12 protein-coding genes are annotated in these 15,821 nt (G+C 67.4%); 6 read left to right on the forward strand and 6 right to left on the reverse strand.

Translation table 11 applies throughout. The features are described from left to right. Positions 1 to 9: 9 nt before the first annotated feature. Positions 10 to 984, reverse strand: a complete 975-nt coding sequence (locus ACZY0X_RS05480; protein ID WP_463768786.1) for a MaoC family dehydratase — start codon at positions 982 to 984, stop codon at positions 10 to 12. A 69-nt stretch (positions 985 to 1,053) separates the two neighbouring features. On the opposite strand from ACZY0X_RS05480, the gene ACZY0X_RS05485 reads away from it, so the two are divergent. Next, positions 1,054 to 2,211 (forward strand): acyl-CoA dehydrogenase family protein, encoded by a 1,158-nt coding sequence (locus ACZY0X_RS05485; protein WP_463768576.1) that lies wholly within the window; start codon positions 1,054 to 1,056, stop codon positions 2,209 to 2,211. A gap of 10 nt (positions 2,212 to 2,221) precedes the next feature. Next, entirely contained in the window at positions 2,222 to 2,947 is a 726-nt protein-coding gene (locus ACZY0X_RS05490) for a GntR family transcriptional regulator (protein WP_463768787.1), read from the forward strand. A gap of 3 nt (positions 2,948 to 2,950) precedes the next feature. On the opposite strand, the gene ACZY0X_RS05495 is transcribed toward ACZY0X_RS05490, so the two are convergent. Continuing rightward, a complete protein-coding gene (locus tag ACZY0X_RS05495; protein WP_463768788.1) occupies positions 2,951 to 3,835 on the reverse strand; it encodes an enoyl-CoA hydratase/isomerase family protein in 885 nt (294 codons plus the stop codon). A 58-nt stretch (positions 3,836 to 3,893) separates the two neighbouring features. Then, positions 3,894 to 5,426, reverse strand: a complete 1,533-nt coding sequence (gene fadD4, locus ACZY0X_RS05500; RefSeq protein WP_463768577.1) for a fatty-acid--CoA ligase FadD4 — start codon at positions 5,424 to 5,426, stop codon at positions 3,894 to 3,896. Positions 5,427 to 5,790: 364 nt separating this feature from the next. On the opposite strand from fadD4, the gene ACZY0X_RS05505 reads away from it, so the two are divergent. After that, positions 5,791 to 6,525, forward strand: coding sequence for a hypothetical protein (locus ACZY0X_RS05505; RefSeq protein WP_463768578.1), 735 nt, complete (start codon positions 5,791 to 5,793; stop codon positions 6,523 to 6,525). 82 nt (positions 6,526 to 6,607) lie between these two features. On the opposite strand, the gene ACZY0X_RS05510 is transcribed toward ACZY0X_RS05505, so the two are convergent. The 3 genes from ACZY0X_RS05510 to ACZY0X_RS05520 all read right to left on the reverse strand — a co-directional run bounded on the left by ACZY0X_RS05510 (position 6,608) and on the right by ACZY0X_RS05520 (position 10,843). After that, positions 6,608 to 8,437 carry a phosphoenolpyruvate carboxykinase (GTP) gene (locus tag ACZY0X_RS05510; RefSeq protein ID WP_463768579.1) on the reverse strand — a complete coding sequence of 610 codons (1,830 nt, stop codon included), beginning with the start codon at positions 8,435 to 8,437 and terminating at the stop codon, positions 6,608 to 6,610. Between the two features lie 151 nt (positions 8,438 to 8,588). Continuing rightward, the gene (locus ACZY0X_RS05515) at positions 8,589 to 9,677 is read right to left on the reverse strand and encodes a hypothetical protein (RefSeq protein ID WP_463768580.1); all 1,089 of its coding nucleotides are present in this window, start codon (positions 9,675 to 9,677) and stop codon (positions 8,589 to 8,591) included. 74 nt (positions 9,678 to 9,751) lie between these two features. Continuing rightward, positions 9,752 to 10,843 carry a hypothetical protein gene (locus ACZY0X_RS05520; protein WP_463768581.1) on the reverse strand — a complete coding sequence of 364 codons (1,092 nt, stop codon included), beginning with the start codon at positions 10,841 to 10,843 and terminating at the stop codon, positions 9,752 to 9,754. A gap of 72 nt (positions 10,844 to 10,915) precedes the next feature. Between ACZY0X_RS05520 and trmB the strand changes: the two genes are divergently transcribed. From trmB to ACZY0X_RS05535, 3 genes are read left to right on the forward strand one after another with little or no spacing between them, the layout of a single operon-like run. After that, a complete protein-coding gene (trmB, locus tag ACZY0X_RS05525) occupies positions 10,916 to 11,701 on the forward strand; it encodes a tRNA (guanosine(46)-N7)-methyltransferase TrmB (protein ID WP_463768582.1) in 786 nt (261 codons plus the stop codon). Continuing rightward, on the forward strand, positions 11,698 to 12,435 hold the full coding sequence (locus ACZY0X_RS05530; RefSeq protein ID WP_463768583.1) for an NYN domain-containing protein: 738 nt from the start codon (positions 11,698 to 11,700) through the stop codon (positions 12,433 to 12,435). The genes trmB and ACZY0X_RS05530 overlap by 4 nt, the downstream gene beginning before the upstream one ends. 54 nt (positions 12,436 to 12,489) lie before the next feature. Continuing rightward, complete coding sequence (locus ACZY0X_RS05535) at positions 12,490 to 15,819, forward strand: MMPL family transporter (protein ID WP_463768584.1); 3,330 nt, start codon at positions 12,490 to 12,492, stop codon at positions 15,817 to 15,819. The last annotated feature ends 2 nt before the right edge of the window (positions 15,820 to 15,821 follow it).

Raw genomic sequence — 15,821 nt, forward strand, 5'->3', positions numbered from 1 at the left:
TCCCCGGCGCTAGAACTGCAGTGCGGTGAATCTCCAGTCCAGCACCTGACGGTCCTGTTCACCGACCGCGTAGACCACGGAACGCAGCGACAGGACGCCGCCGCCGCCTGGTGTGGCGGTCGCCGCCTCGACGTGGATCTCGCTGTGGAGGGTGTCGCCCTCGTGCACCGGCCCGGTGTGATCGCAGGACTCCCAGCCCAGCACCGTGACGAGATTGGGCAGCGCCCTCGTCACCTGCGCCAGGGCCAACCCGATGGTGTGCCCGCCGTACACCAGTCGCTGCCCGCCGACCCGCGAATCCTGGTGCGTCGCGGCGATGTTGAGGCTCAGCCGGGCGAGTTCTGGTGCGCTGCTGACGACATCGCCGGTGCTCTGCAGCACCGTGCCCGCGATCCCTGGATCGAAATATGGTCCGGGCACGCGTCGCCGGAAGGCCTCGACGTCCCAGTCGGCCGTGGGGTCAGCGGCCGGCGCGAGGTCGGATCCGATGGTCGACAGGTCATCGGCGTGGCTGGTCTCGGTCACCTCGGGACTCAACGGCAGCATCGCGCAACGGTAGAAGTCCAGGACCAACCGGTCAGCCTGATCGATTGTCGTCATCCGCAGGGCCGCCAGACCCGTTGCCGCGCGGCCGGGTTTGGCGGAGTTCTGCTTGAGACCCACCACCTCGGTTCGCGTGTACAGGGTGTCGCCGATGACCGGGAACCGGAAGAACGTCAGCCCGCGATAGAACAGGTTGGCCTTCACACGTTGCGTGGCCAGGGTGCTCTGGCCGATCGCCACATCGGCGACCAGCGCGGGGTGGGCCAGTGCGGTGCCCGCTCCGGTCACCTCGTGGGTCAGCACCGAGTCCAGGGGTAATCGCATGCGATCCCCGAGTATCGACTGGTGGACCGCGGCCGTGCCGGCGGTCAGGGTCATCGACGGTGCCCAGTCGAAGATCTGACCGACCGCCAGGTCATCAAAGAAGGGGCCGCCGGACATTTGGCCGTACAAAGTCACAACGTCACATGCTGGCAGTACTCATGTGGATGTGTCAATATGGCCGTACATATGACTACGACAGACATCAGCGAAGACGAAGCCATGCTGGTGGACACCGTCCGGGCGTTCATCGACAGGGATGTGAAGCCGACCGTCCGCGAGGTCGAGCACGCCAACGAATATCCCGAGGCGTGGATAGAACAGATGAAGCGCATCGGGATATTCGGCCTGGCCGTGCCCGAGGCCTATGGCGGTTCCCCGGTCTCGACCCGCTGCTACGCGCTGGTCACGCAGGAGCTGGCGCGCGGCTGGATGAGCCTGGCCGGGGCCATGGGCGGCCACACCGTCGTCGCGAAGCTGATCGACCTGTTCGGCACCACCGAGCAGAAACAGCGCTACCTGCCGCCCATGGCCAGCGGCGAGCTGCGCGCCACGATGGCGCTCACCGAGCCCGGCGGCGGCTCGGACCTGCAAGCCATGACCACCGCGGCCCGCCGCGACGGCGAGGATCTGGTGATCAACGGCGCCAAGACCTGGATCTCCAACGCGCGTCGTTCCGGTCTTATCGCCCTGCTGTGCAAGACCGATCCCAATGCGGTGCCCAAACATGCGGGCATCTCGATCGTGCTCGCCGAACACGGTGCCGGCCTGACGGTTTCACGCGATCTGCCCAAGCTCGGCTACAAGGGCGTCGAGTCGTGCGAATTGTCGTTCGACGACTACCGGGTGCCCGCCTCGGCCATCCTCGGCGAAGAACCGGGTCGGGGCTTCGCGCAGATGATGAAGGGCCTGGAGACCGGCCGCATCCAGGTCGCGTCGCGGGCACTCGGCGTGGCCACCGCCGCGCTGGAGGACGCACTGGCCTACGCCCAGCAGCGTGAGAGCTTCGGTCAGCCGATCTGGAAGCACCAGGCGGTCGGCCACTACCTGGCCGATATGGCGACCAAGCTCACCGCTGCCCGCCAACTCGTGTTCTACGCCGCCGACCGCTACGACAGCGGTGAGCGTGCCGACATGGAGGCCGGGATGGCCAAGCTGTTCGCATCCGAGACCGCAATGGAGATCGCGCTCAACGCCGTTCGCATTCACGGCGGCTACGGCTACTCCACCGAGTACGACGTGGAGCGCTACTTCCGCGACGCCCCGCTGATGATCGTCGGCGAGGGTACCAACGAGATCCAACGCAATGTCATCGCCGGGCAGCTCGTCGCCCGTGGCGGCATCTGAGGTCAGCGATATGCGACCCGCCCCGGCATATCAGGAACTGCGACAACGTCTCCGCGACGAGATCGCGGCTGGCGTCTACCGGGACGGGGCCCGGCTGCCGACGGAGTCCGAACTCGTTGCGCACCACGGACTGTCCCGTCAGACCGTGCGACGCGCCTTTCAGGACCTGGTCGCCGAGGGGGTCGTCTACCGAGTCCCCGGCCGGGGCACCTACGCCAACGATCCGGGGCGTTACCTACGCCAACTCGGCTCCATCGAGGACTTGATGAGCCTGTCCGAGGACACCACCATGGAGGTGACCTCGGGTCTGCACCGGCGCGTCGACGTCGAGGCCGCCAGCCGGTTGCGTCTGGTCGAGGACGTCGTCTACGCCGTCAACCTGCGCCGATTGCACGACGGCGTCCCGTTCGTCCTGACCCAGGTATACCTGCCGGAGTCGGTGGCGCGGCACGTGCTGGGCTCACCCGAGGTGGCCGAGGGGGCGGTCAGCACCACCACCGTCATCGCACTCATCGAACCCCACCTGGCCGATCCGATAGCCGAAGCGGCACAGTCAATTACGGTCGGCCCTGCCGATCAGGAGGTGGCCCACGCCGTCGGCTGCGCTCTGCGCCATCCCATGCTGCGGGTGGACCGGCTGTACTCCGATGCCACCGGGACACCGGTCGAGTTGGCCACCAGCCACTTCCTGCCCGAGCAGTACACCTACCGGGTTACGCTGCGCCGCTCCAGCTAGAAGTCACTCGGTGACGGCGTCGACGAGCCCCCAGTGCAGCGCTGTGGCCGGGTCGACGAACCGGCCGGACAGCACCAGATACGCCGTGCGCCAACGGCCGATACGCCGGGTGATGCTGACGGTGCCGCCGGCCCCGGGCAGCAGGCCAAGGGCGAGTTCGGGCAGGCCCAGCGTCGCGCCCGCCCGGCACGTCACGTGGCCGCAGAACGCCGCCATCTCCAGGCCGCTGCCCAGCACCTGACCGTGCACCTCGGCGCGGCACCGCTCGCCGAGCCTGGTGGTGATCTCGTCGAGCACCAGGGCCGGGCTGTATCGCGTGCGGGCCAGGTGCGCGGCGGCGGGATCGGCGAAGCTGCCGAACTCGGCGAGGTCGCCGCCGCTGCAGAACGACGGCCCGTTCCCGGTGAGCACCATCTCGGTGACGCTCGGGTCGACGCGCGCGATCTCCAACGCGTCCAGCAGTGCGGCCCGCGCGGGTGTCGAGAACGCGTTGTGCCGCTTGGGCCGGTTGAACCGGACGTACAGGACGTCGCCGACCCGCTCGGCCTGTACCGGGTCGGGCTCCTCCGGTGGGCGCGCCGGACCGCGCTCGGCGAGCCAGCGGCCGAACTCGGGCCCCGACTGCAGGGTCGAGTAGGCCAGGGACTCGGTGATGACACCGTTGTAGGCGGGTGCGTCTTCGTCGAGGGCGCGCAGGACGTCATCGCAGATCGCCGCGGCCGTCGGCCACCGCGCCACCCGCTCCCGGAGTTCCTCGACTGCCTCACCCACCGAGGGCACGCTGACCGTGCGAGGGTCCTCAGACGGCTGCTCGATCAGCGTGAAAGTCGCGTTCCGCAACCAGTACTCGGCGATGGGCGCCGACAGGTCACCGGTGGCGACCAGAATGTCCGACGAGGCGAACGACGGTTCGTCCGAAAGGTCGACGACGCGCAAGCCCACCGGGTCAGCCGACCGGTGCCGAGTACTTCTCGATGAGGCTCTGCTTGAACAGCTTGCCGGTGTCGGTGCGAGGCAGCTGCGTCTCGAACGAGATGGACCGCGGACACTTGTAGTGCGTCAGCCGATCCCGCAGCCACCCCAGCAGTTCCTCGGCGAACTGCTCGGTGGCGTCGGCCGGGTCAACGGTCTGCACGACGCCCTTGACGCGTTCGCCCATCTCGTCGTCGGGGACGCCGAACACGGCCGCGTCCATCACCTTCGGGTGGGTGACGAGCAGGTTCTCCGCCTCCTGGGGGTAGATGTTCACCCCACCGGAGATGATCATGTGGTGGCGCCGATCGGTGAGGTACAGGTAGCCGTCCTCATCGAGATATCCGATGTCGCCCACCGTCTTCCAGCCCTTGGGGTGAGTTGACTTCGCGGTCTTCTCGGGGTCGTTGAGGTACTCGAACGACGCTCCGCCCTCGAAGTAGATCTCGCCCGGCTGTCCCGGCGGCAGGTCGTTGCCGTCCTCGTCGACGATGTGCAGCGCACCCATCATCGGCTTGCCCACCGAACCCGGATGGGCCAGCCAGTCCTCAGCGGTGATCAGGGTCGACCCGTGCGCCTCCGAGGACGCGTAATACTCGTCGACGATCGGCCCCCACCAGTCGATCATCTGCTTCTTGATCTCGACCGGGCACGGAGCGGCGGCGTGCATGACGCGTTGCAGGCTCGAGACGTCGTACGAGTTCCGCACGGCCTCCGGCAGTTTCAGCATCCGGGTGAACATCACCGGGACGAACTGACCGTGCGTGACGCGGTACTTCTGGATGGCGTCCAGGGCGCCCTCGGCGTCGAACTTCTCCAGGATGACCGTGGTGTGGCCACCGGCCTGAGTCTGCATCGACCACACCGACGGCGCGGTGTGATAGAGCGGCGCGGGGCTGAGGTAGACGGTCTCCGGAGTCATCCAGAACTGGACCAGCATGGCCATCAGGCCCGGGACCTCCGATGGCGGCAGGTGCGGCAGCTCGCGCTTGATGCCCTTCGGCCGTCCGGTGGTGCCCGACGAGTACTGCAGCAGATCACCCTCGATCTCGTCGGCAATCGGGGTATCGGGCTGATCGGCAACGCATTCCGGGTAGCGCTGCCAGCCCTCGAGGTCGCCGTCTGCGATGAGCCGGACGGCGGGCAGCCCGTTGGACAGTTCGGCCTCGAGGCCGGCTAGCGTCTCGCGCAGGGCAGCGGAGCCGATGACGGCCTTCGCGCCGCTGTTGTCGACGATGTACGCGGCCTCCGCGGACGTCAGGTGGGTGTTGATCGGCACGTAGTACAGCCCACTGCGCCGCGCCGCCCACAGCACCGCATGGAAGTGCTCGCTGTTCTCGATCAGGACGGCGACGGTGTCACCCTCCACCAGACCGGCGGCCCGGAAGTAATGAGCCAGCCGGTTCGCCCTGGCCTCGAGCTCACCGAACGTCACCACGGTCCCCGACGGATACAGGATGATCGCCGGCTTGTCGGGGGTGGCGGCGGCGGTGTCACGGATCTGCATGAGCAGACTCTACGACGCCTCTACTTGACGGGTGTCAACTAGGGCCTCATGCGCGGACGCGATGGCCGCGAGCGGACTGCCGATAGCGGTGGCGACTCTCGCGGCCGTCCTTGATCGGCTCGACGCTACGAAACCACCGCACCCCTCGGCGGATTCGCCGTCTCACCGATCACGGGTGTGAGCCTTCCCGAGATCGACACCGCGATTGCGCATCTGCGGGCGCTTCTGGCAACCTAGACAACCGTTGCTGAAATTCCGCTGCTGCGGTATAACTTCAGTTCAAACGTGATGAATTGAGCTGTCTCTAACATAGCTTGGTCACTGCTGGTTAAGTATCGACTTTCACGAAGGACATGAGGGATCCATGGCTGTGCAGGTCGCCGTATGCCACCAGGATGTCGCGGCGAGTGCGCCCGTTTCGCGCTCGATCCAATCGCAGGGCTACGCCCTGCTTCCCGACGTCGTCAGCTCACGATGGCTCGACGCGGCGAGGCGCTATGCATCGACAATCGACCGACCCGACACCCACGAGGTGCTGCTCGAGGCCCTGACCGCGCGGGACTCCCCGCTCATAGACCTTCTGCTCTCCGACACCCAGCTACGCGATCTCCTCGAGGCAGTCGCAGTCGACCTGCACCCAGACTGCGATCCCCGCGATCGACATCTCGACGTCTCCGTCCGGATCGTCAACGGGCCCGACCCGTCGGGAAGACCACTGTGGTTTCACTACGACGCGACGGTTGTCACCATGGTGCTGCCCATCGACATCCCCGACGCCGGGCCGGGGAACTCCGGCGAACTGGTGCTGTTTCCAAACCGTCGCCCCTTCCGCCGCTTCGCGATCACGAACATTGTCGAGAAGATGGTCATGCAGTCCAATGCCTACCGCCGACGGGTCAGCCCTGAGAGGGCCACCACGGTCATCCCACTCGACCCCGGCTCCGCCTACCTTTTCTCGGGCTACAGGTCCTATCACGCCACCATGCCCTGTCCGGCGGGTACGCGGCGTGTGACGATCCTGCTGCACTACAAGGACGCACACTCCGGCAGTCGCGCGCTCCTCGGCGCCAAGGCCATTTACCACCGCTTGCTTGGCTAGAACAATTCCCATGCGCGAGCAGACGCGAAAGCCCCTGAAGCGTCGAGCTTCAGGGGCTTTTGCGACTGCTCGCGGAAGGTGACTAGTCGGCCTCGGCCAACCGGGTCTTCAGCGCGTCGAACTCATCCTTGATACCGGTGGGCAGCTTCTCGCCGACGAACTCGAACCACTCCTCGATGAGCGGCACCTCGTTACGCCACTCCTCGACGTTGACGGCGAGTGCCTCGTTGACATCGGCGGCGTCGACGTCGAGTCCCTCGAGGTCCATGTCAGCGGCGGTCGGCACGATGCCGATCGGGGTGCTCTTGCCGTCGGCCTTGTGCTCGATGCGCTCGATGGCCCACTTGAGCACGCGGCTGTTCTCGCCGAAGCCCGGCCACAGGAAACGGCCGTCGTCGCCACGGCGGAACCAGTTCACGAAGAACACCGCGGGCAGCTTCGACTCATCGGAGTTCTTGCCCAGGTCGATCCAGTGCTGGAAGTAATCGCCGACGTTGTAGCCCATGAACGGCAGCATGGCCATCGGGTCGCGGCGCACGGTGCCGACCTTGCCCTCGGCGGCGGCGGTCTGCTCGGAGCCCAGGGTGGCGCCGATGAACACACCGTGCTGCCAGTCGCGGGCCTGGGTGATCAGCGGGACGGTGGTCTTGCGGCGGCCGCCGAACAGGATCGCCGAGATCGGCACACCCTGCGGATCGTCCCACTCCGGGGCCAGCGTCGGGCACTGGGAGATCGGGGTGCAGTAGCGCGAGTTCGGGTGCGCCGCCTTGGTTTCCGTCTCCCGCAGGACCCAGTCGTTGCCCTTCCAGTCGATCAGGTGATCGGGCTCGCCCTCGAGGCCCTCCCACCACACGTCACCGTCGTCGGTCTTGGCGACGTTGGTGAAGACGGTGTTGCCAGCGGCGATGGTCTTCATCGCATTGGGGTTGGAGTCCCAGTTGGTGCCGGGCGCGACACCGAAGAAACCGAACTCGGGGTTGACCGCGTAGAGCCGGCCGTCCTTGCCGAACCGCATCCAGGCGATGTCGTCACCGACGGTCTCGGCACGCCAGCCGGGAATGGTGGGCTGCAGCATCGCGAGGTTGGTCTTGCCACACGCCGACGGGAACGCCGCGGCGATGAAGTACGCCTTGTTCTCCGGCGAGATCAGCTTGAGGATCAGCATGTGCTCGGCGAGCCAGCCCTCGTCGTGCGCCATGGCCGACGCGATGCGCAGCGAGTAGCACTTCTTTCCCAACAGCGCGTTGCCGCCGTAGCCGGAGCCGAAGCTCCAGATCTCGCGGGTCTCGGGGAAGTGGGTGATGTACTTCGTGTCGTTGCACGGCCACGGCACGTCCTTCTGGCCGGGCTCGAGCGGTGCGCCGATCGAGTGCAGCGCCTTGACGAAGAAGCCGTCATCGCCGATCTTGTCCAGCGCGGCCTTGCCCATGCGCGTCATCGTGCGCATCGAGACGACCACGTACTCGGAGTCGGTGATCTCGACGCCCAGCTTCGGATCCTCCGCGCCGAGGGGTCCCATGCAGAACGGGACCACCCACATCGTGCGGCCGCGCATCGAACCGCGGTACAGGTCCTTCATGATGGTCCGCATCTCGGCGGGATCCATCCAGTTGTTGGTCGGGCCCGCGTCGATCTCGCGCGCAGAACAGATGTAGGTGCGCGACTCGACACGTGCCACGTCGGAGGGATCCGACAGCGCGAGGTAGGAGTTGGGCTGCTTCTCCTGGTTGAGCTTCTGGAAGGTGCCCGCGGCGACGAGGTGCTCGGCGAGGCGCGTGTACTCCTCTTCGGAGCCGTCGGCGAAGACGACCCGGTCAGGCTGGGTCAGCTCCGCGACCTCGCGGACCCATGCCAGCAGGCCCTCGTGTTTGGTGGGTGCGTTGTCCAGGCCCGGAATGGTCGCTGAGGTCATCGAAATTCTCCTGCTTGCCGTCACGGTGTCGCTTTTAACGAGGTTAACGTGGGTGACATACCCGCGGTAAATCGGGAGTATGTCCGATCGCTCACAGGAACGATTCAGAAACAACCATTTCGCGGGCAATCTGCCGTCGAGCGGTTCCGCATCACGTCATCGCTCGAATTTCTGCGTCGATCTCGGCGACCAGCTTGGCCATCCGGGCCGCCGACGTCTCGGCGCGCTCGGCCGCGGACGTCGTCAGCGCCACCTCCACGGCGAGCAACCGCATGGCGACGCGTGCCTCGGCATCCGACCGTGCTGCGGCGCCGATCTCGGTGACCCACCGGTCGAAGCCGGCGCGGATGGCCAGCAGCCCTCGGATGCCGATCACCCAGAGCGTCACCGCCAGCCCCACCACCGCACCCACGACCAACCCGACGACGTCGAGCCCGTCAGCGACGCTGGCCAGGAGCCGGCCCGAGGCCAGCGCGACACCCAGCCCGAAGCCCACCCCCAGGATCACCACCAGTTGGTTCTCGGTGTGACGCGACGTCGGCATCGGCTCGGTGCGGACCGCCGGCTCCGGCACCGGGTCCGTGCGGGTCGGCAGGGGCACGGCCAGCCGTTCGGCGAGCGCATCGAGTTCGCGACCGATCTGTGCGTCCACCTCGGCAGTGACCGCCGCGGTGACCTCACCCACCCGAGCCTCGAACTCGGCCGCCTCCGCGCGCGACAGCGTCGCCGCTTCCGCGCGCAGCTCGGCCACCATCGCCGCGCAGCGGTTACGCGACCAATAGGTGAGTGACACCCGCGCCTGCGCCACCGCGCCCCGCACGGTCAGCGCGGTCGTCGACCGCTGCCGCCGGTGGTCTCCGACGATGCGCCGCCGCCGGTCCTGCAGCCGACACACCCGCTGCCGCCTGAACCCCTCGACATCAGCGAACCCGCGGCGAAGCGCGGCCACGAGATCATCGACACCCGGTTCGCCCAGATCAGGCGCGGCGGCCACACCCACCCACGGGATGTCGCAGTGCAGCGGTCCCCGACCGGCCAGGACCGCCCGGTTAGCGGCGAGCACGTCGCGCCAGCCGCGGTGGGCGTCGATCTTGGTCACGGCCGCGATGACGGGTTCAAGCAACCCGTCGAGCAGAGCGCAGTCGGATTCGGTCATCGGGGCCACCGCCGACACCGCGAACACCACCGCGCCGACCGTCTCGCCGTCAGCGACTGCCTCGACGACGGTCGCGTCAGCCATGCGCTCACCCAGCGCCGCCACGAGACTCGTGACCCCGGCGCACGGTGGCCCGATCACCAGGACAACGGGCCGGCTCACCTCGCATCGCCGAGCAGCCGGAGCGATCCCCGCACGACGTCGGCGCTGCAGTCGCGGTGCAGCGAGCCGACGCAGCCGCGACCGTATCGCCGCCAGTACAGGGCTCGACTGCGGTGCGCGTCGGGTCGCACACCCGGGTCCACCAGCAGCCCGTCGGATTCGAGGACGTTGACCGCCGCGGCCATGGCGGCGAGCACCGGCTCGTCACCGGCCAGCCAGCCAAGCAGCCCGTCGAGCCCAGATTGCATTGCCCGACAGCGCAATTCGATGATCACCTCGCGCACCCGGCGATACCGCACCGCCGCCGAGGCCGACCGCAGTGCCGCGAGCAGCGCATCGACGTTGCTCATCTCAGACATCACCTCTGGCAGCCTCGCCGCGTCGGCTCCACGCGCCAGTGCTCGCACGGCTTGGGCGACGCCGAATCGGTCCAACCGCTGCAGCAGACAGCCCCGGGCGTCGGCGCTCAGGTGATGCTCGGCGGTGACGAAGGCATCCACACTGCTCAGATCGGCGGGCTCGCGGGTCAGCACGCGCAGCGCGCGGAGGGTCTCATCCTCCATCGGGCCGCAACCCGCAACGGCGAGCAGAGCGCTCATCGCGATGGTCGGCACTCCGGTGTCGGACTGGATCAGGGCGGCCCGGCGGTTGGCCTCGGCCATCGACCCGTCGGGCAGCTTCCGGGACAGGTCGGCCTTGTTGAGGACCACGATCGTGTCGGTACCGCCCGCCAATCGGGCCCGTTCCTCGGGCTTGAGCGCCTCGACCGCGACGAGCACGCGGACGTCGGCGTGCGGATCCGTCGTGGTGCACACGCCCCGGATGGTGAGCGCCGCGCGCATCGTCGCGACTCCGGCGCCACGACGGCCCCGAACCGCAACACACACCGGGGTCCGCAGTCGGGCGATGAACGGCGCCAACTGCCCTGCGCCGGATCCTTCAGCAAATTGGTCCAGGGCCGTCGCAAACGCCGCCGCCGCGTCACGCTCGCGGTCGGCGTCCCAGTGCGCTTCCCCGTGTGTTTCCCCCCACGAACCCACACCGTCATCGTCGCATTCCCGCAGAACTGAAAGGAGCACTGATTTCACCGGGTTCTCCCAGCTGGCCAAAGGCAACTGTTGGGTATCAATATGTCCCACGATGCGGGTACCCAGTGGTTCATGCGAGACGATGGACCGATGCATGCCCAGCGCGAGGAGGCCGCACCCGAGGCCAGCCAAGAGCCCTCCGCCCCCGCGCACCCCTACCCACGCATCACCAGCGTCGTCCGCGCCCGGCACTCGGCCCTCTCGGGTGGCCAGCAGGACACCTGGGATCGGCGATGGCCCGAACTTGGTAGGGATGCGCGCAACTCCGACGGCGCTCCGGCGGGCCTTATCGACACCGAGACGTGGTTCGGCAGGTCGGCGCCGGTGATTCTGGAGATCGGCTGTGGTGCCGGCATCTCGACCCGGGCCATGGCCGCCACCGAACCGCATCTCGACGTGATCGCCGTCGAGGTCTACCGCAAGGGTCTCGCGCAGTTGCTCGGTGCGGTCGACCGCCAGGGGCTGACCAACATCCGGTTCATCAAGGGCGATGGCGTCGACGTTCTCGAACACATGGTGGCACCTGGTTCCCTGACGGGCGTGCGGGTGTTCTTTCCCGATCCGTGGCCCAAGGCACGTCACCACAAACGACGGCTGTTGCAGCCGGCCACGGTGGCCCTCATCGCCGACCGGCTGAAGCCGGGCGGCGTTCTGCACGCCGCAACTGACCACGCCGGCTACGCCGAGCAGATCGCCGAGGTCGGCGACGGTGAGGCGCTGCTGGCACGCGTCGATCCGGACCGGGTGTCACGTGACGAGCTGCCGATGTCGGCCCGCAGACCCGAGACGAAGTTCGAGGCGAAGGGGCGGCACGCCGGCAGTGCCATCACCGAGCTGATCTGGGAGAGACGGTCATGAGCGTCTCCGAGGATGTCACTGTGGGCGCGGCCGGGGACCTCACCGAGGGTGCGGACATTGAGGATCACCTGGACGAGGAGCAACCCGTTGTGGTGGAACCGCCGCAGCGCGTGCTGCTGGTGTGGGACGCCCCGAACCTCGACATGGGCCTGGGCTCGATCCTCGGCGGCAGGCCGACCGCGGCGCACCGGCCCAGGTTCGACGCGCTGGGTCGCTGGCTGCTGGCCCAGACCGCCGATCTGTCCGCGGCCAGGCAGGCCGAGGGCCTTCCCGGCGCGCTGGAACCCGAGGCGACGGTGTTCACCAACATCGCGCCGGGCAGCGCTGACGTCGTGCGACCGTGGGTAGAGGCGCTGCGGAATGTGGGTTTCGCGGTATTCGCGAAGCCCAAGATCGAGGACGACAGCGATGTCGACTCCGACATGCTCGATCACATCGCGCTGCGTCGTCGGGAGGGTCTGGCCAGCGTTTACGTGGCGTCGGCGGACGGGCAGGCGTTCCGGCTGCCGCTCGAGGACATCGCCCGCGATGGTATTGACGTCCACGTCCTCGGATTTCGCGAACATGCCAGTTGGGCGTTAGCGTCGGATACCTTGGAGTTCGTCGACCTGGAGGACATTTCCGGTGTCTTCAGGGAGCCGTTACCGCGAATCGGACTTGATTCGCTGCCCGAGCAGGGGGCGTGGCTGCAGCCGTTCAGGCCGCTGTCCGCGCTACTGACCTCTCGCGCCTGACAACTGAAGTGGCGCAGGCCGACAATAGCGTGAAGAAGATCGTAAGGAGCTGACGTGTTCGCCTGGTGGGGTCGAACGGTGTACCGATTCCGATTCGCAGTAATCGGAGTCATGGTCGCACTGTGCCTTGGTGGCGGCGTGTACGGGATCAGCCTCGGCGCCCACGTCACCCAGAGTGGTTTCTACGACGAGGGCAGCCAGTCGGTGCACGCATCGCTGGCCGCCGACGCGGCCTACGGACGCGACACGTCCGGCCATATCGTCGCCATCTACACGGCGCCCGACGGTAAGACCGTCGACGATCCGGCGTTCCAGAAGAAGGTTCTCGACAACCTCGCACAGGTCGAGAAGGACCACCCCGACTCGATTCTGCGGACCATCGGCTACTTCAAGAACCCCGATCTGCTCAAGACCATGGCCGACGAGGACAAGAAGCACGCCTTCATGTCGGTCCAGCTCAAGGGCGATAACGACGACGCGATCCTGAACAACTACAACAAGGTTGTCGGCGAGGACGGCACCACCGTCAAGGAAGCGCTGAACATCCCCGGCATCGACGTTCAGCAGGCGGGCCTGCAGCCCCTCGCCAGCGAGCTGACCGGCACCATCGGCGAGGACCAGAAGCGCGCCGAGGTGGCCGCCATCCCGCTGGTCGCGGTCGTCCTGTTCTTCGTGTTCGGCACCGTGATCTCCGCCGCCCTGCCTGCCATCATCGGCGGCCTGACGATCGCAGGCGCGTTGGGTGTCATGCGTCTGGTCGCCGAGATCGCGCCGGTGCACTTCTTCGCCCAGCCGGTCGTGACCCTCATGGGCCTGGGTATCGCCATCGACTACGGCCTGTTCATGGTGAGCCGTTTCCGAGAGGAACTCGCCGAGGGCTATGACACCGAGGCCGCCATCCGGCGCACCGTCATGACCTCGGGTCGCACGGTGATGTTCTCCGCGGTGATCCTGGTCGCCTCCTCGGTGCCGCTGCTGCTGTTCCCACAGGGGTTCCTGAAGTCGATCACCTACGCGATCATCGCCTCGGTGATGCTCGCGGCGATCCTGTCGGTCACCGTGCTGGCGGCCGCACTGGCGATACTCGGGCCGAATGTCGACGCACTGGGTGTGCGCACCCTGCTGCGGTTCACCCAGCCCAATCCCATCGACAGCAGGCCCGAGACCCCGGGCGCGCCGATGGAGCGGCTGGCGATCCCCACCCTGGTGCTGGCCTTCCTCTTCCCTCCGGGAGCGATCGCAGCCGGCCACATCGCCCGCAAGCGCATCCTCATGACGGGCGACAACGGTGCGATGCTGACCCGAATCGGGCTGGCGCTGGGCTACGTCACGACCTTTGGCCTGCTGGCCTATGGCGCCTTCTGGCTCAAGGATGATGGGCTGCTCGACAACGCCCTGTTCTACATCCTGTTGGGCATTGTCATCTTCGTCGCAGTGGTCACGCTGATCCTGCAGGCGGCCCGGCTGAGCCCCCTCATTCGCCGAATCACCATCTGGTGGCTGAACTGGCTGGCCGACAAGACACAGAAGACCAAGACCCGCGCCGAGGTCGAGAAGGGCTTCTGGGGCAAGCTCGTCAACGTTGTGATGAAGCGGCCGATCGCGTTCGCCGCTCCCATCGTGATCTTCATGATCATCCTCATCATCCCGCTGGGACAGCTTGCCCTCGGCGGCATCAGTGAGAAGTACCTGCCGCCCGACAACTCGGTGCGCGTGGCCCAGGAACAGTTCGACAAGACCTTCCCCGAGTTCCGCACCGAACCCCTGACGCTGGTGATCGAGAGCGACAACGGCGACCCGGTCACCGACCAGCAGATCGCCGAGATCCGCGCCAAGGCGATGAACATTCCTGGCTTCATCGAGACCAACAACGACCCGGACAGCATGTGGAAGGAACGCTCCTACCTCGACGGGGCATCCAAGGATCCCGGCGTCCGGGTGATCCAGAACGGCCTGATCGTTCGCAATGACGCATCGGAGAAGATCGACGAGCTGCGTGCCATACCGCCGCCGCGCGGTATCACCGTCTCGGTCGGCGGCACCCCCGCGCTCGAGCAGGACAGCATTCACAGCCTGTTCGACAAGCTGCCGCTCATGGTGCTGCTGCTGATCACCACAACGACGATCCTGATGTTCCTGGCGTTCGGATCAATCGTTCTGCCTATCAAGGCCGCGTTGATGAGCGCGCTGACGCTCGGCTCGACGATGGGCATCCTCACCTGGATGTTCGTCGACGGGCACGGATCCGGGCTGATGAACTACACACCTCAGCCGCTGATGGCTCCGATGATCGGCCTCATCATCGCCGTGATCTGGGGTCTGTCCACCGACTACGAGGTGTTCCTGGTCTCTCGCATGGTGGAGGCCCGCGAGCGCGGTATGTCCACCGCCGAGGCGATCCGCATCGGTACCGCCACCACTGGCCGACTGATCACCGGTGCTGCCCTCGTCCTGGCCGTCGTCGCGGGCGCGTTCGTGTTCTCCGACCTGGTGATGATGAAGTATCTGGCCTTCGGACTGCTTCTCGCGCTGCTTCTGGACGCGACGATCATCCGAATGTTCCTGGTGCCGGCCATCATGAAACTCCTCGGCGACGACTGCTGGTGGGCGCCGCGTTGGATGAAGCGGATCCAGGAGCGACTCGGCCTCGGCGAGACCGAACTTCCCGATGAGCGCAAGCGGCCCACCGCCCGCGAATCCGATAGCGACCCCGAGGCGTTGGTCGGCGCGGGAGCACCGGTTCGCAGCCTGCCGCCGCACGACCCCGGGCATCCCGAGGGTGGCGCACGGCGGCCCGTCCCCGGCGGCCCGAGTGGCCCGGTTGGCCCCGTTGGTCCCGGTGGCCGGGCCCGGCCGGTCCCGATCCCGCCGCGCGTCAGCCAGCCGTCGGCCGCGGGTACCTCCCGCATCCCGACACCACCGGCCCCGTCCGGTGATGTCCCGACGACACGCTTCGCCGCGCCCAAGGAGCCGACGGACAACGCCGCGGCACCCACCCAGCGGACGCCGCGCGTCGACCCGAACCGGCCGGCTGCACCACCCGTCCCGCCGCCTCCCCCGGCTCCGGCCCCCGAGGGGCGTAGGAACGAGCCCCGCGGCGGCAACACCAACCGCGAGATCGAGTCCTGGCTCGGCGAGCTGCGCGGCGGCACACCCAGCGCACAGCCATCTGCCGACGCCACCCGGGCCATGCCCGAACAGGGTCCCCGCGGTGCGGACCCGGCCGGCAACGAGCCGACGACGGCCATCCCGGCGCAGCGCCCCAAGGATCCGGAAGCGACCGAGAAGATCGACACCCGTGAGGCCGCCGAGGGCGATCAGCCCAAGCGGCGTGGCGGGGGTATGAGCGCGGCGGATCTACTGCGGCGCGAGGGCCGTCTGTAGGT

The organism is Mycobacterium sp. IDUB_39, from assembly GCF_055419205.1.

Coding starts and splice junctions, on each gene's coding strand:
- ACZY0X_RS05480 (WP_463768786.1), bottom strand. CDS start 984: ATGTCCGGCGGCCCCTTCTTTGATGACCTGGCGGTCGGTCAGATCTTC.
- ACZY0X_RS05485 (WP_463768576.1), top strand. CDS start 1,054: ATGACTACGACAGACATCAGCGAAGACGAAGCCATGCTGGTGGACACC.
- ACZY0X_RS05490 (WP_463768787.1), top strand. CDS start 2,222: ATGCGACCCGCCCCGGCATATCAGGAACTGCGACAACGTCTCCGCGAC.
- fadD4 (WP_463768577.1), bottom strand. CDS start 5,426: ATGCAGATCCGTGACACCGCCGCCGCCACCCCCGACAAGCCGGCGATC.
- ACZY0X_RS05505 (WP_463768578.1), top strand. CDS start 5,791: ATGGCTGTGCAGGTCGCCGTATGCCACCAGGATGTCGCGGCGAGTGCG.
- ACZY0X_RS05510 (WP_463768579.1), bottom strand. CDS start 8,437: ATGACCTCAGCGACCATTCCGGGCCTGGACAACGCACCCACCAAACAC.
- ACZY0X_RS05515 (WP_463768580.1), bottom strand. CDS start 9,677: ATGGCTGACGCGACCGTCGTCGAGGCAGTCGCTGACGGCGAGACGGTC.
- trmB (WP_463768582.1), top strand. CDS start 10,916: ATGCGAGACGATGGACCGATGCATGCCCAGCGCGAGGAGGCCGCACCC.
- ACZY0X_RS05530 (WP_463768583.1), top strand. CDS start 11,698: ATGAGCGTCTCCGAGGATGTCACTGTGGGCGCGGCCGGGGACCTCACC.